General features: G+C 66.7%; 12 protein-coding genes. 1 reads left to right on the top strand and 11 read right to left on the bottom strand.

All coding sequences use genetic code 11. The features are described 5' to 3' along the window. Positions 1–5: 5 nt before the first annotated feature. Complete coding sequence (locus ACFWBU_RS11325; RefSeq protein ID WP_169620613.1) at positions 6–446, top strand: SRPBCC family protein; 441 nt, start codon at positions 6–8, stop codon at positions 444–446. A 13-nt stretch (positions 447–459) separates the two neighbouring features. Here the strand turns inward: ACFWBU_RS11325 and ACFWBU_RS11320 are convergent, their stop codons facing one another. From ACFWBU_RS11320 to rpsO, 11 genes are all read right to left on the bottom strand, one after another. Further along, entirely contained in the window at positions 460–951 is a 492-nt protein-coding gene (locus ACFWBU_RS11320) for an NAD(P)H-dependent oxidoreductase (RefSeq protein WP_169620612.1), read from the bottom strand. Between the two features lie 48 nt (positions 952–999). Then, on the bottom strand, positions 1,000–1,473 hold the full coding sequence (locus ACFWBU_RS11315) for a hypothetical protein (RefSeq protein WP_169620611.1): 474 nt from the start codon (positions 1,471–1,473) through the stop codon (positions 1,000–1,002). Further along, entirely contained in the window at positions 1,470–2,225 is a 756-nt protein-coding gene (gene dapB, locus ACFWBU_RS11310; RefSeq protein WP_296550886.1) for a 4-hydroxy-tetrahydrodipicolinate reductase, read from the bottom strand. Before dapB ends, ACFWBU_RS11315 begins: the two co-directional genes overlap by 4 nt. Positions 2,226–2,340: 115 nt before the next feature. After that, positions 2,341–3,678, bottom strand: coding sequence for a pitrilysin family protein (locus ACFWBU_RS11305; RefSeq protein WP_169620609.1), 1,338 nt, complete (start codon positions 3,676–3,678; stop codon positions 2,341–2,343). A gap of 92 nt (positions 3,679–3,770) precedes the next feature. Then, positions 3,771–4,499, bottom strand: a complete 729-nt coding sequence (narI, locus tag ACFWBU_RS11300) for a respiratory nitrate reductase subunit gamma (protein ID WP_169620608.1) — start codon at positions 4,497–4,499, stop codon at positions 3,771–3,773. 3 nt (positions 4,500–4,502) lie between these two features. Further along, complete coding sequence (gene narJ / locus ACFWBU_RS11295) at positions 4,503–5,186, bottom strand: nitrate reductase molybdenum cofactor assembly chaperone (RefSeq protein ID WP_378528288.1); 684 nt, start codon at positions 5,184–5,186, stop codon at positions 4,503–4,505. Then, positions 5,183–6,856 carry a nitrate reductase subunit beta gene (narH, locus tag ACFWBU_RS11290; protein ID WP_378528287.1) on the bottom strand — a complete coding sequence of 558 codons (1,674 nt, stop codon included), beginning with the start codon at positions 6,854–6,856 and terminating at the stop codon, positions 5,183–5,185. Before narH ends, narJ begins: the two co-directional genes overlap by 4 nt. 34 nt (positions 6,857–6,890) lie before the next feature. Then, entirely contained in the window at positions 6,891–10,589 is a 3,699-nt protein-coding gene (locus ACFWBU_RS11285; RefSeq protein ID WP_378528286.1) for a nitrate reductase subunit alpha, read from the bottom strand. Then, positions 10,586–11,755: a NarK/NasA family nitrate transporter gene (locus ACFWBU_RS11280; RefSeq protein WP_240952173.1), complete on the bottom strand. Its 1,170-nt coding sequence runs from the start codon at positions 11,753–11,755 to the stop codon at positions 10,586–10,588. Before ACFWBU_RS11280 ends, ACFWBU_RS11285 begins: the two co-directional genes overlap by 4 nt. A gap of 310 nt (positions 11,756–12,065) precedes the next feature. Beyond that, positions 12,066–14,339 (bottom strand): polyribonucleotide nucleotidyltransferase, encoded by a 2,274-nt coding sequence (locus ACFWBU_RS11275; RefSeq protein WP_169620605.1) that lies wholly within the window; start codon positions 14,337–14,339, stop codon positions 12,066–12,068. Positions 14,340–14,664: 325 nt separating this feature from the next. Then, the gene (gene rpsO / locus ACFWBU_RS11270) at positions 14,665–14,934 is read right to left on the bottom strand and encodes a 30S ribosomal protein S15 (RefSeq protein WP_169620604.1); all 270 of its coding nucleotides are present in this window, start codon (positions 14,932–14,934) and stop codon (positions 14,665–14,667) included. Positions 14,935–15,106: the final 172 nt, after the last annotated feature.

Here is a 15,106-nt window from a genome sequence, read left to right as displayed (position 1 = left end):
AACCGATGGCCGTGAGCAGCACCAGAAGCTTCGAGATCAAGGCGACACCGGAGCAGGTGATGGCGGCTATCGCAGCGGTGGACCGGTTGCCCGAGTGGTCGTCGACGCACAAGAAGGTCGTTGTCGAGTCCACCTACCCGGACGGCCGCCCGCACCGGGTGCGCATGACCGTCTCGGTCATCGGACTCACCGACGAGCAGGTCGTCGACTACACCTGGGACGGCGACCGGTCGATGTCCTGGACGCTCGTCGAGAGCACGCAGCAGAACCAGCAGGACGGTGCCTACACACTCACACCGGCAGGCGGAGCGACCGAGGTCGGTTTCAGCCTGACCATCGATCCGAAGATTCCGGTCCCCGGATTCCTCGTCCGACGCGCCGAGAAGACGGCGATCGAGACAGCCGGCAAAGGCCTGACGAAGTTCGTCGAGGAGAACTACCGCTGACGCGGGCAGCCCCTCACACCCTGTCGGCGAGAGTCACCGCAACCGTCCCACCGAGCTCGTAACAGCGTTCGCGGACCTGCGCGTCGATCGGGCCGGTGATCTCCAGGTCGGCAGCCACCTGCGTCAACCCCATCCCCGTCACCAGTTTGCGCACCGACGACACCGCTCCCGCGGTGTCGTCGTTGCCGTGGACCCACATGCCGTACGGGCGGCCCGCAACGGCGTCCAGACACGGGTAGTACACGGTGTCGAAGAAGTGTTTGAGCGCGCCCGACATGTATCCGAAGTTCGCGGGAGTACCGAACAGGTAGCCGTCGGCGGCAAGCACGTCCGGGACGGTCGCGCCGAGGGCGGGCACCGCACGCACAGTCACCCCGTCGATGTCGGGGTCGTTCGCCCCCGCCAGCACCGCTTCGAGCAGCTCGCGCGTCGCCGGAGACGGCGTGTGGTGGACGACGAGCAGCGTCCGGTCCGTGGCGTCGGTTCGTTCGGGTTGTTCGGTCACAGGCGAAGACTACGACGGGGCGTTGCCCGAGCCGCGATACCGCGCCCGCTACGTCGTGCTGTCGCGTTCTGCTTTTTCGAGGGCAACCGCCCGGCGCATCGTCTCGCGGGCACGCCCCCGGTCACCCGCATAGTCGTAGGCGCGCGCCAGCCGGTAGGAGTTCCGCCAATTGTCGGGATCGGCTTCCCATTCCCGTTTGACGGTCTCGAACAGGGCGTCCGCCGCGTCGCGGTCGATCTTTCCGGACGGCCGTCGCGGAAGGTCGGTGACATCGAGTTCGAGACCTTCCTCGTGGATGCGCTGCGCAAGCTGCTGGTGCTGCCAGCCCGCACGCAGACTGGCGTACACGATCCAGACTCCGACGAGCGGGAGCAGCAACACGCCGATACCCAGCCCGACCGCGGCGACGCCGCCGGACCGGACGAGTTCGACTCCGCGGCTGCCGAGCAACACGAAGTAGAAGGCGAGCGCGGCGACGATGAACGCGATCGGTACGAGGACCTTGACGAGATCTTTTTTCACAGGTCGAGGAGGGGGTCGATGCCCAGCGTCAGGCCGGGACGGGAAGCGATCTCGCGGACTGCGAGGAGTACGCCCGGTGCGAACGAGGAACGGTCGATGGAATCGTGGCGGATCGTCAGCGTCTCACCCTGGGTTCCCAGCAACACCTCCTGGTGCGCGACCAGCCCGGCGAGACGCACCGAGTGCACCCGCACCCCGTCGACGTCGGCGCCGCGCGCACCGTCGAGTTCGGTGGTCGTGGCATCGGGGCTGCGTCCCACGCCTGCGGCGGCACGTGCCTCGGCGATGAGTTCCGCGGTGCGGTAGGCGGTGCCGGACGGCGCATCGGCCTTGTTGGGATGATGCAGTTCGATGACCTCGACGGAGTCGAAGAATCGGGCGGCGGCCTGCGCGAAGCGCATCGACAGCACCGCGCCGATCGCGAAGTTGGGAGCGATGAGCACACCGACGGCGGGCTGATCGGCGAGGTGGCTGCGGACCTGCGCGAGGCGGTCGTCGTCGAAGCCGGTGGTGCCCACGACGGCGTGGATGCCGTGGTCGATCAGGAACTGCAGGTTGCCCATGACCACGTCGGGGTGCGTGAAATCCACGACGACCTGCGTGCCGGAGGTCACGAAGTCGTCGAGGCTGTCGCCTCGGTCCACCGCTGCGACGAGTTCGAGGTCGGGGGCCGCCTCGACTGCCGCGCAGATGGCCTGGCCGACTTTGCCCTTGGCCCCGAGCACACCCACCCGAACTGCTGCTGCGTTCACTTTGCCGTCCACGACCTTCCCGTCACGTCTTTCCGAGGAAAGCGTACGCAACCGGGGTTGTGGTCTGCACGGGTGGTCACCGCGACGGCGCAGGTGCCCGGCAGGCGGAACAGGGTCAGCCGACGATGTCGCGCACCGCGGCGGGGAGATCGCGCGGGCGTCGGTACGGCCCGACCACCGCGGCGGCGAACGGACGGTGCAGTAGTTCGGCTGCGACCTCACGCACCTGTTCCGACGACACGGTCGCGATGCGCTCGAGGGTCTCGGTGAGGCTCCAGTGCCGGCCGTAGTTCAGCTCGCTGCGTCCGATGCGGTGCATTCGCGCCCCGGTGTCTTCGAGACCGAGGACCAGACCACCGCGCAACGAGCCTTTGGCGCGAGCGCATTCCGCGTCGGTGATGCCGTCCTTCGCGACGGCGCCGAGCACCTCGCGGATCACGGCCGCGACCTCGGAGAGATTCTCGGGCTGGCACCCGGCGTACACGGAAAACGCGCCGGTGTCGGCGAAGGTGTCGATACCGGAGTAGACGGAGTACGCCAGACCCCGCTTCTCGCGCACCTCCTGGAACAACCGTGAGCTCAATCCGCCGCCGATCGCGGCGTTGAGCACCGACAGTGCCCAGCGGCGGTCGTCGTGCCGGCCGAAGGAACGAACGCCGAGCGAGAGGTGCGACTGCTCGCCGTCGTGCTCGGTGATGCTCAGGGTGGGTGTGGTGCGCAGTTCGAGCCGGCCTTCCCGGCGCGGCACCGGCCCGCCCGTGCCGTCCAGGTGCCCGGCGAAGGCGCGGCGGACGAGTTCGACGGTGTGCTCGTGATCGACGTTGCCGGCGACCGCGACGACCATCCGCTGCGGGGTGTACCTGCGCACGTGGAAGGAGTGCAGCTGAGCGCGGGTCATCGCCTCGATGGAGTCGACGGAACCGATGATGGGACGGCCGATGGGGTGGTCTCCGTACAGCGCGGTCAGGAAGGAGTCACCGAGGAGATCCTCGGGATCGTCGTCGCGCATCGAGATCTCCTCGAGGACGACCTGCCGTTCGACGTCCACGTCGGCGCTGCGGCACCGGCCCCGTAACACCACGTCGGCGACGACGTCGACTGCGAGCGGAAGATCGTCGTCGAGGACGTGCGCGTAGTAGCAGGTGTGTTCCTTGCTGGTGAACGCGTTGAGTTCGCCGCCCACCCCGTCGATGAGCTCCGCGATGTCGAGCGCCGTGCGCGTCGGGGTGGATTTGAACAGCAGGTGCTCGAGAAAGTGTGCCGCGCCGGCGACGGACGGTTGTTCGTCGCGGGAGCCGATTCCGACCCACACGCCGACCGCCGCCGATCGCACGCCCGGCACGTGCTCGGTGACCACTCGCACGCCTCCGGGCAGAACGGTGCGGCGAACGCCGGAATCCACTGCGGGGGCGGAAGCGGTATCGGAAGGAGAAACGTGCCGGGTGGGAGCCATGTGTGAGTTCTACGGTCCTGCGGTCGGGGTCCGGCACATACGTCCGGGAACGGAACATCACACGATACATGCGCGGGCGGATCCGGCGACGGTCACCAACCGCGGCGCCGGGGCTGGGAGCCGACCAGCTGACCCTCTCGCGCCTCTCCCCTGCTGCGGTACACGATGTACGGGCGGAACAGATATCCCACCGGTGCGCTGAATGCGTGGACGAGCCGGGTGAACGGCCAGATCGCGAACAGCACCAGACCGATCAGGGTGTGGATCTGGAACGACACCGGCGCCTCGACGAGGAGTTCGCCGCGTGGCTGCAGGATCCAGATGGACCGGAACCACGGCGATACGGTGTCGCGGTAATTGTGTTCGCCGACCACTCCCGCGCCCATGAGGGTGGTGGCGAGACCCGCGACGATCGCGGCGACCAGGACTACGTACATGACCTTGTCGTTGAGGGTGGTCGCGGAGTACACCGGGCCGTTGGTACGCCGGCGGTAGATGAGCAGGCACACCCCGATGAGGGTCGCGGCGCCGGCGATGGTCCCGAGCACGAGAGCTTGGACGTGGTACGCGTGCTGGCTGATCCCTATCGCGTACGTCCACTGTTTCGGGATCAGCAAGCCGATGACGTGGCCGATGATCACCACCAGAATGCCGAAATGGAACAGCGGACTGCCGATGCGCAGCAGCCTGCTCTCGTAGAGCTGTGACGAGCGGGTGGTCCAGCCGAACTTGTCGTATCGGTACCGCCACCACGTGCCGACGATCAGGATCGCGAGTGTCACGTACGGCACGATGTCCCAGAAGATTGCACCCGCGCTCATCGTTTACGGCCCTTCTCGTCGGTCGTGGGCGTCCCGGCGTGGCGGAACGGTCAGGGTGAACGGCTGCAGGCCGATCGCCTCGGCCGGAGGTCCGGCGTGCATCAGCCGGCGGGCCCGTTGTTCCTGGGCCTCGTCCACAGGAGGCAGCGTGGCGCACACCGCGGCGACGGTGTCCGCGTACGGCGAATCGTCGCCGACCAGCGCGCGATGCAGGACGTCGATCGGTACCCGGTGCGCGACGAGCAGCCGTTCTCCCGCCTCGGGTGCGACGGTGGCCGCGAACTCGAGGACCACCGGGAGGTGGTCGGGCGCCTCGCCGACCGGAGGTTCGGCGCCCGCCTCCCGATAGGTCTGCACGAACGCGTGGATTTCCGATCCCCGGTTGCGTGTGTCTCCCGCGGTCCAGTAGGTCAGGTACATCGTCGAGCGCCGACGCAGGTCGAACGTGTCGACATACGCCTCGGCCGCATCGAGCAGGCTGCTACGACGCAGGTACGCGGCGGTCCGGGTGAGCCGGCCGCGCGCGGGCTCGTCGATGTGGTCGACGAGTGCCTCGACGGTGTCGAGACGCTCCGCCATCTGCTCGTCCGGATACGCCAGCAGCAACGAGGCCGCCTGGTGGACGAGCCGGGTCTGCAACCGGCGAGCGGGATCCTCTCGGCGTGACGCCCGCCGGAACAATGTCACCGCCGCTCCTCGCCGTCGCCGGGCCAGGCACCCGGGAACAGACCCGTGGGCGCTCCTTTGCCGTCCCAGTTCAGCAGATTGACGCGGGAGGGCTCGCGCTCGTTGACCGCGAGGCCTTCCGTGGTCTGGCGCTCTGCGAGCGCGTGGAACGTTTCCACCGCGACCGGGACGGGTCCGCCGCTCGACTCACCGAAGGGCCCGGACTCGTACATTCCCGGTCCACCGTCGAACGACAGAGAGCAGTCCGTGGCGGATTCCTCGAGCTTGTGTCCTTCGGTCGCGTAGGCCGTCGGGATCACGTAGCGCTCTTCGTACTTGGCGAGGGCGAGCAACCGGTACATCTCGTAGATCTGCTCCTCCGTCATGCCCACGGACTCCGGGATACGCGGCTGGGTGTCGCGACCGAGGTTGATGTCGCGCATATACGACCGCATCGCGGCGAGCCGTTGCAGGACGGCTTCCACGGACGCGGTGTCCCCCGCTGTGAACAGCTCCGCGAGGTAGCGGATGGGAATGCGCAACGACTCGAGTGCTCCGAACAGGTTTCCGAGATCTTCCCCGTCGTGACCGTCGCGGCTGACCGCGTCGACGACCGGCGACAGCGGCGGCACGTACCAGACCATCGGCATGGTCCGGTACTCCGGATGCAACGGCAGCGCGACCTTGTAGACGTTGATCAGAGAGTAGATCGGTGACTTCTGTGCGCCGGCGATCCAGTCGTCGGAAATCCCTTCGGCCCGGGCCCCCGCGATGACCTCCGGATCGTGGGGGTCGAGCAGGACCTGACGCTGGGCTTCGTAGAGATCCTGTTCGTTCTCCACCGCCGCCGCGTCGAGCACCCGGTCGGCGTCGTAGAACACCAGCCCGATGTAGCGCAGACGCCCGACGCAGGTTTCGGCACACACCGTCGGTAGCCCGACCTCGATGCGGGGATAACAGAACGTGCACTTCTCGGCTTTGCCGGTCTTGTGATTGAAATAGACCTTCTTGTACGGGCATCCGGAGATGCACATCCGCCAGCCGCGGCACCGGTCCTGGTCGACGAGGACGATGCCGTCCTCCGAGCGCTTGTAGATCGCTCCGGACGGGCACGACGCGACACACGAGGGGTTGAGGCAGTGCTCGCAGATCCGGGGCAGGTAGAACATGAACGTCTCTTCGAGCGACGTCTTGACCTCTTCGTTGATCTTCGCCAGGATCGGGTCGTCCGGAACGATCTCGGGCGAGCCCGCCAGGTTGTCGTCCCAGTTGGCCGACCACTCCACTTTCATCGGTTCGCCGCTGAGGAGACTGCGCGGTCGCGCCACCGGGATGTTCTCCCCCGCAGGGGCGTTGGTGAGGGTCTCGTAGTCGTACGTCCACGGTTCGTAGTAGTCGTCGATCGACGGCATCTTGGGGTTGGAGAAGATCCGGCTGAGCTTGTGGAGGCGGCCGCCGTCGCGCAGCCGAATCCTGCCCTTCTTGTCCCTGATCCAGCCGCCGCGCCACTTGTCCTGATCCTCGTAGGTGCGGGGGTACCCCTGACCCGGACGGGTCTCCACGTTGTTGAACCAGACGTACTCGGTTCCGGAACGGTTGGTCCAGGTCTGTTTACAGGTCACCGAGCACGTGTGACACCCGATGCACTTGTCGAGGTTCATGACCATCGCCATCTGTGCCATGACCTTCATGAGTGCCCCCGTCCGTGGGGTCCGATGGTGTACATCAGTACGTCACCTCCTGAGACCGGCGGCGCACGACCGTGACTTCGTCGCGCTGGTTGCCGGTCGGTCCGAGATAGTTGAAGGCATACGAGGTCTGGGCGTAGCCGCCCGCCAGATGACTCGGTTTCATCAGGATCCGCGTGATCGAATTGTGGATCCCGCCACGCTTTCCGGTGGTTTCGGTGAGCGGGACATCGATGACGCGTTCCTGCGCGTGGTAGACGAACACCACGCCCTCGGGCATGCGCTGCGACACGATGGCCCGGCACACCACCACGCCGTTGCGGTTCACGGCCTCGATCCAGTCGTTGTCGCGCACCGAGATCTTCGCCGCGTCCGCCGGACTCATCCACATCGTCGGTCCGCCGCGCGAGAGCGAGAGCATGAACAGGTTGTCCTGATACTCCGAGTGGATCGACCATTTCGAATGCGGGGTCAGGTATCTCACCGTCAGCCCCACTCCGTCACCGGTACCGAGGGATGTCTCACCGAACAGACGGTTCATGTCCAGCGGGGGCCGGTAGGTCGGAAGTTGCTCGCCCATCTCCTCGATCCAGTCGTGGTCGAGGTAGAAGTGCATCCGGCCGGTGAGGGTGTGGAACGGTTTGAGTTCCTCGATGTTGGTGGTGAAGGGTGCGTAGCGGCGACCACCTGTTTCGCTGCCCGACCATTCCGGGCTCGTGACCACCGGTACCGGCCGGGCCTGCGTGTCGGCGTAGGTGATCCGGCGTTCCTCACTGCCTTCGGCGAGGTGGACGAGCCTGCGCCCGGTTCGCTTCTCGAGTTCGCGATACCCCTGCACGGCGAGCCGGCCGTTCGACGCCCCGGACAGCGCGAGAATCACGTCGCACATCCGTTCCGCAGTGGTGATCGCCGGGCGCCCGGCGGCGGCACCGGAATCCATGACGCCGAACTTGACGGCGAGTTCGGCGACCTCCTGGTCGGGGTGGGTGGTCACCCCCTTGGTGGTCAGCCCTGCCGACTCCGCGAGCGGCCCGAGCGTGGCCCACTTGTCGGCGACGGCGGTGTAATCCCGCTCGACGACCACGAGAGGCCCCATGGTCTTCCCCGGGATGGGCACTTCACCGGTTTTCCTCCAGTCGTTCTCCGTTCCACCGGGATACGCCATCGCACCGGGCGTGTCGTGCTGGAGCGTCCCCATCACCACATCGGTCCGCGTCCCCAGATGCGTGCGTGCCAGGGCGCTGAACGCCTTCGCGACCGCACCGAACGCCTCGTAGTCCGAGCGGGTCTCCCAGGGAGGATCGATCGCGGGACTGAACGCGTGCACGTAGGGGTGCATGTCGGTACTCGACAGGTCGCCCTTCTCGTACCAGGTCGCCGCGGGCAGCACGACATCCGAGAACAGCGTCGTCGACGTCATCCGGAAGTCGATGGACATGAGCATGTCGAGTTTGCCGTCGGGGACGTCCTCCGGCCAGGCGACGTCGTTCGGACGCAGATCCGGCGTGGCCTTCGCACCCTGAATGTTCGAGTCGGTACCCAGCAGATGCTGCAGGAAGTACTCGTTGCCCTTGCTGGAGGAGCCGAGAAGATTCGAGCGCCACACACTCAGCACGCGCGGCCAGTTACGCGGCGACCCGGGATCGGTGACGGCGAGTTTCACCGTCCCCTGGGCAAGTTGCTCGGCGACATACTCGGGGATGTCGCGACCGGCCGCACGAGCCTCGTCCGCCAGATCGTGTGTGTTGCGGTCGAACTGGGGATAGAACGGCGACCATCCCATCGCGACGGCCGACGCCATCACGTCCATGGTGTGCTTGTCCCGGAAGCGCCCCCGCGACAGCGGGCTCGAGAGGGCGTCCGCCCGGTACCCGTCGTACTTCCACTGGTCGGTGTGCACGTACCAGTACGAGGTGCCCGCCATCTGACGAGGTGGCCTGCTCCAGTCGGTGGCCATCGCCATCGTGGCCCACCCGGTTGCGGTTCGGCACTTCTCCTGCCCGACGTAGTGCGCCCAGCCGCCGCCGTTGCGTCCCATCGCTCCGGTCAGGAGCAGCAGGGACAGCACGGCCCGGTAGGTCGCGTCGCCGTGGAACCACTGGCAGATTCCGGCTCCCATGATGATCATGGAGCGCCCGCCCGATTCCTCGGAGTTTCGCGCGAGTTCCCGGGCCACCCGGATCGCCTGCGCCGCAGACACTCCGGTGATCGATTCCTGCCACGCCGGCGTGTAGGGCGTCGACGGATCGTCATACCCGGTCGGCCACTGCCCGGGCAGATTCAACTCTGCCCGCTGCACGCCGTATTGGGCGAGCATCAGGTCGAACACCGTGCAGACCAGGTGCTCACCCACCCGGCGGACCGGCACACCGCGCTCGAGGCTTCCGCCCCGACCGTCGATCGTGTCGAAACTCGGCAGATGCACGGCGAGGACCTCCGCTGCGCCGCCGGCCGGCGGTGCCACCGTGAGGGCGGGCGACAGGTCACCCAGTTCGAGGTTCCACTTGCCGATACCCTCCTCGCCGTAGCGGAATCCGAGGGAACCGTGAGGAACCGTCACGCTGTCGGTGGCGCTGTCGAGCAGCACGGGCTTGAACGCGGCGTTCTCCACGTCCTGCCCGAGGTCGGCCGCGGTGAGGTTCTTGCCCGCCACCCACTTTCCGCCGCGCTCTTCGAGTTTCACCAGGAAGGGCAGATCGGTGTACTGCGCGGAGAAGTCCGTGAAGAAAGGTACGGGCTTCTCGACGTAGCACTCGCGCAGCAGGACGTGGCCCATCGCCATCGCCAGGGCACCGTCGGTTCCGGCAGCACACGGCATCCACTCGTCCGCGAACTTCGTGTTGTCCGCGTAGTCCGGGCTGATCGCGACAACCTTGGTCCCGCGGTACCGCACCTCCGTCATCCAGTGTGCGTCGGGGGTACGGGTCACCGGGACGTTGGAACCCCACATCAACAGGTACGACGCGTCCCACCAGTCGCCCGACTCGGGGACGTCGGTCTGGTCCCCGAAGACCTGCGGGGAGGCGACCGGCAGGTCCGCGTACCAGTCGTAGAACGAGGTCATGGCGCCACCGACCAGTTCGACGAACCGGGAACCGGCTGCGTGCGACACCATCGACATGGCGGGAATCGGGGAGAAACCGGCGATGCGGTCGGGCCCGTACTCCTTGATGGTGTGCACGTGGGACGCGGCGACCATTTCGGTGGCTTCGGCCCAGGTGACCCGCACCAGCCCGCCCTTGCCTCGCGCACGCTGGTACCGGCGCCGGCGTTCCGGGTCGTTCTGAATGTCCGCCCACGCCAGTACCGGATCACCGAGACGCTGTTTGGCCTCGCGATACATCTCGACGAGGACTCCGCGCGCGTACGGGTACCGCACCCGTGTCGGAGAGTAGGTGTACCAGGAGAAGGCCGCTCCTCGGGGGCAACCGCGCGGTTCGTACTCGGGGCGGTCCGCTCCCACCGTGGGATAGTCCGTCTCCTGGGTTTCCCAGGTGATGATCCCGTCCTTGACGTAGATCTTCCACGAGCACGAACCGGTGCAGTTCACGCCGTGTGTCGATCGCACCACCTTGTCGTGGCTCCACCGGTCGCGGTAGAAGATGTCACCTTCTCTGCCGCCCTGGTGCAGGATGCTGCGGGTGTCGGCGGATTCTTCGCCACGCGTGAAGAACCGGCCGCTACGCACCAGCAGTTCCTCGAGCGTCCCACCCACAGCGACTTTTTCCGTAGTCACGTGCTCTCCTCCGGTTGCCTGTGTGGAGCGTCCCGCGATGCGGCAGGTTCACGTGCCTTCAGCCAGACCGCGGTGTAGACCAGTGCAATGAGAGCCGCCGCGACCAGGAGCAACAGGCCCACGGTGTAGTCGTTGCCCACCGGGTCGTAGGTCGCGCCCATGACCAAGGGCGGGAAGTATCCGCCGAGGCCACCTGCCGCCGCGACGATTCCGGTGATGCTGCCGACGGACTGCGCGGGCGAACGCCGCGCCACCCAGGCGAACACGCCTCCGGTGCCGATGCCGAGGAAGATCGCCATCGAGATGAAGACAACGGCCGACCAGAAGTCCGGCGGTGGCTTGAACGTGGCGATGAATGCGGTCACGGCGGTGCCGGCGAAGGATGCGATCACCACGTACTTCGGTGGGATCCGGTCGGAGAGGGTTCCGCCGATGGGGCGGGCGATCACCGCGGCGACGGCGAACCCCGCGGTACGGGTACCTGCATCCACCGCGGAGAACTCGTACACCGTCCTGATGTAGGTGGGCAGGTAGCTGCTGAACGCGACGAAACCGCCGAAGACGATGGCATACAGGAACGACATTTCCCAGGTGACCCGGAGTTTGCATGCCGCAAGGAATTTGGGCACCACCGGCTGGGTGTTGGGAACGAATGCGGGCGCGTTCCTCATGACGGTCAGACACAACACCGCGGTCAGTGCGAGCACCACTGCGATGATCACGTGGGTGGCGACCAGCCCGAACCATCCGACGAAACGCGGCGTGAAGAAGGCCGACAGTGCCGTGCCGACCATGCCCGCACCGAATACACCCGTGGCGAAGCCACGACGCGACGGGTCGTACCAGTTGTTGGCGAACGGGATCCCGACGGCGAAAATCGTGCCGGCGATTCCCAGGAAGAATCCGAAGACGAGCAGCAGCGGGTACGAGCCCGCACTGCCCGCGAAGCCGACCGCGAGGACCGGCAGTATCGACGCGAGGGTGATCGTGATGAACATGACCCTGCCGCCGTAGCGGTCCGTGAGGGCGCCCACCACGATCCTGCCGAGCGACCCCACGAGGATCGGGGTCGCCACGAGCATCGATGTCTCGGAGCTGCTCAGCGACATGTCGCCGGCGTAGGTGGTGGACAGCGGTCCGATCAGGTTCCAGGCCCAGAAGTTCATGGCCGACACCCAGGTCGCCAGTGCCAGGTTGACTCCTGGACGTGCCCCGATTCCTGAGGCTGTAACCGTGCTCACACCACCAGGGAACACCCTCGGCAGAATCGCCGTACGCCTTTTGCCTAAAGGTTTACACGGGGGTGGTCTTCGATTCTCCATGTTGCGAGCCATCGGCGACGCTCCGCCGCAGGTCGGGTCGGCGACCGGACAGGACCCTCGCGCAACGACACCGCGCGCTGTTCCCGCCCCGAAGGGAAGGAACAGCGCGCGGTGATTGCCTGTCCCGGAGCGGGAGGCTACCGGGAGGAGCCGATCAGGACTCGGTGGCTGCCTCGGCCGGAGCGGCCTCGGCGGCGGCGTCGTCCTCGACGGGCACGAGGCTGATCTTGCCCCGGTTGTCGATGTCGGCGATCTCGACCCGCAGCTTGGACCCGACGCTCACGACGTCTTCGACCTTCGCGATGCGCTTGCCGTTGCCGAGCTTGCTGATGTGCACCAGACCGTCACGGCCCGGGAGCAGGGAGACGAACGCACCGAACGCCGTGGTCTTGACCACGGTGCCGAGGAAACGCTCGCCGACCTTCGGCAGCTGCGGATTGGCGATGGCGTTGATCTTGTCGATCGCTGCCTGCGCGGACGGACCGTCCGCAGCTCCGACGTACACGGTGCCGTCGTCCTCGATGGAGATGTTGGCGCCGGTCTCCTCGGTGATCGAGTTGATCATCTTGCCCTTGGGCCCGATGACCTCGCCGATCTTGTCGATCGGAACCTTGATCGTGGTGATGCGCGGCGCGAACGGGCTCATCTCGTCCGGAGCGTCGATGGCCTCGGCCATGACCTCGAGGATCGTGGCGCGCGCGTCGTGTGCCTGCGACAGCGCACCCGCGAGCACCTGCGACGGGATTCCGTCGAGCTTGGTGTCGAGCTGCAGCGCGGTGACGAAATCCTTCGTTCCGGCGACCTTGAAGTCCATGTCGCCGAACGCGTCTTCGGCTCCGAGGATGTCGGTCAGTGCCACGTAGCGGATCTCACCGTCGACCTCGTCCGAGACCAGGCCCATCGCGATACCCGCGACCGGAGCCTTGAGCGGAACACCGGCGTTGAGCAGCGACAGGGTCGAGGCGCACACCGAACCCATCGACGTGGAACCGTTGGAGCTCAACGCTTCCGACACCTGACGGATCGCGTACGGGAACTCTTCCTGGCTCGGGAGCACCGGCACGAGTGCCCGCTCCGCGAGGGCGCCGTGGCCGATCTCGCGACGCTTCGGCGAACCGACGCGGCCGGTCTCACCGGTCGAGTACGGCGGGAAGTTGTAGTGGTGCATGTAGCGCTTGCTGGTCTCCGGGCCGAGCGAGTCGACCTGCTGAGCCATCTTGACCATGTCGAGGGTGGTGATACCCATGATCTGGGTCTCGCCACGCTCGAACAGAGCCGAACCGTGTGCACGGGGAACGACCGCGACCTCGGCCGAGAGTGCACGGATGTCCGTGATCCCGCGCCCGTCGATACGGAACTGGTCACGCAGGATGCGCTGGCGAACCAGCTTCTTGGTCAGCGCGCGGAAGGCCGCGCCGATCTCCTTCTCGCGACCCTCGAACTTCGGGCCGACCTGCTCGAGAACCTCGACCTTGATCTCGTCGGTGCGCTCGTCACGCTGCTGCTTGCCGGCGATGGTCAGCGCCTCGGCCAGCTTCGTCGACGCCGCAGCCTCGACCTCGGCGTACACGTCGTCCGCGTAGGCCGGGAACAGCGGGAAGTCGCCGGTCGGCTTCGCGGCAGCAACAGCGAGCTGCTGCTGAGCGACGCAGAGGCGGGCGATGAACGGCTTGGCGGCCTCGAGGCCCTGCGCGACGATCGCTTCGGTCGGCGCCTGTGCGCCACCCTCGACGAGTGCGATGACGTTCTCGGTGGCCTCCGCCTCGACCATCATGATCGCGACATCAGCGGTGTCCGGGTTGTCCGCACCGCCGACGATGCGGCCCGCGACCACCATGTCGAACACGGCGTTCTCGAGCTGCTCGACCGTCGGGAAGGCAACCCACTGGCCGGCCTTGTTGTCGTCGGACGTGATGAGTGCGACACGCACACCGCCGACGGGTCCGGAGAACGGCAGTCCGGCGAGCTGCGTCGACGCCGACGCCGCGTTGATCGCGACCACGTCGTACAGGTCGTTCGGGTTCAGGCTCAGAACCGTGACGACGACCTGGATCTCGTTGCGCAGGCCGTCCACGAAGGACGGGCGCAGCGGCCGGTCGATCAAGCGGCACGTGAGGATCGCGTCGGTGGAGGGACGGCCCTCGCGACGGAAGAACGAGCCCGGGATGCGCCCGGCAGCGTACATACGCTCTTCGACATCCACCGTGAGCGGGAAGAAGTCGAAGTGCTCCTTGGGGTGCTTCGACGCGCTGGTGGCCGACAGCAGCATGGTCTCGTCGTCGAGGTAGGCGACGACGGCGCCGGCGGCCTGCTGTGCGAGGCGGCCGGTCTCGAAACGGATGGTGCGGGTGCCGTAGGCACCGTTGTCGAGTGTCGCGACGGCTTCGTAGACGCCTTCGTCGGTCTCGACTGCGGAATTGCTTGTCATCTTTGTATCTTCTCTTCCCTCTTCGTCTTCGCCGTACCCGCGCGGGCTCCACGGCCCCCTTGGCCGTGGTAGCGCACCGATTCACGGAGGCGGTCGTCGATCGAAACCCTCCGGCGGGGGCGTCTCTTACGGACGCCGTGCCCGGACCGGAAAGTCACTACCGAGGACCGACACCATCGGTGCATACGGTTCACCGCCGTCGGCGGTGTGGCGTGCCGGCTATACCGGCACAAACACCGATAGCCAACGGGGCCCAGTGTAGTGGGTGCCCCGTTGGCTGTCGGAAAAGATCAGCGGATGCAGATCGTGTCGCTTCTCGGCTGCGTCAGCGACGCAGGCCCAGACGCTGGATGAGCGAGCGGTAACGCTCGACGTCGACCTTCTCGACGTACTTCAGCAGGCGGCGACGACGACCGACCAGCAGCAGCAAGCCGCGGCGGGAGTGGTGGTCGTGCTTGTGCTGCTTGAGGTGCTCGGTGAGGTCGACGATGCGCTTGGTGAGCATCGCAACCTGAGCCTCGGGCGACCCGGTATCGGTCTCGTGCAGGCCGTATTCGCCGAGGATCGACTTCTTCTGTTCGGTGGTCAATGCCACTGGTAGTTCTCCTGAACAACTGACGTCCGCGTGACAGATAGCGGACCGGGTCCGCCGGTGCGGCCGCCGCGAACCGCAGCACACACCAGCGGTCGATATTACCAGAGCCGCGCCCGCCCCCCGCGCGCCCGCCTCTCCCGTACGTTCGGCCGACGGGGATACCCGGCGGCCG

This window comes from Rhodococcus sp. NPDC060084, from assembly GCF_042730335.1.
GTDB lineage: Bacteria > Actinomycetota > Actinomycetes > Mycobacteriales > Mycobacteriaceae > Rhodococcus.
The sequence above is the reverse complement of the archived record's forward strand: the minus strand, read 5'-3'. Positions and strand labels throughout refer to the sequence as shown.

Excerpts from the sequence above, each read along its gene's own strand:
- narI (WP_169620608.1), bottom strand. The coding sequence starts at position 4,499 with ATGAGCGCGGGTGCAATCTTCTGGGACATCGTGCCGTACGTGACACTC.
- narH (WP_378528287.1), bottom strand. The coding sequence starts at position 6,856 with ATGAAGGTCATGGCACAGATGGCGATGGTCATGAACCTCGACAAGTGC.
- ACFWBU_RS11305 (WP_169620609.1), bottom strand. The coding sequence starts at position 3,678 with ATGGCTCCCACCCGGCACGTTTCTCCTTCCGATACCGCTTCCGCCCCC.
- ACFWBU_RS11325 (WP_169620613.1), top strand. The coding sequence starts at position 6 with ATGGCCGTGAGCAGCACCAGAAGCTTCGAGATCAAGGCGACACCGGAG.
- ACFWBU_RS11280 (WP_240952173.1), bottom strand. The coding sequence starts at position 11,755 with ATGAACTTCTGGGCCTGGAACCTGATCGGACCGCTGTCCACCACCTAC.
- ACFWBU_RS11275 (WP_169620605.1), bottom strand. The coding sequence starts at position 14,339 with ATGACAAGCAATTCCGCAGTCGAGACCGACGAAGGCGTCTACGAAGCC.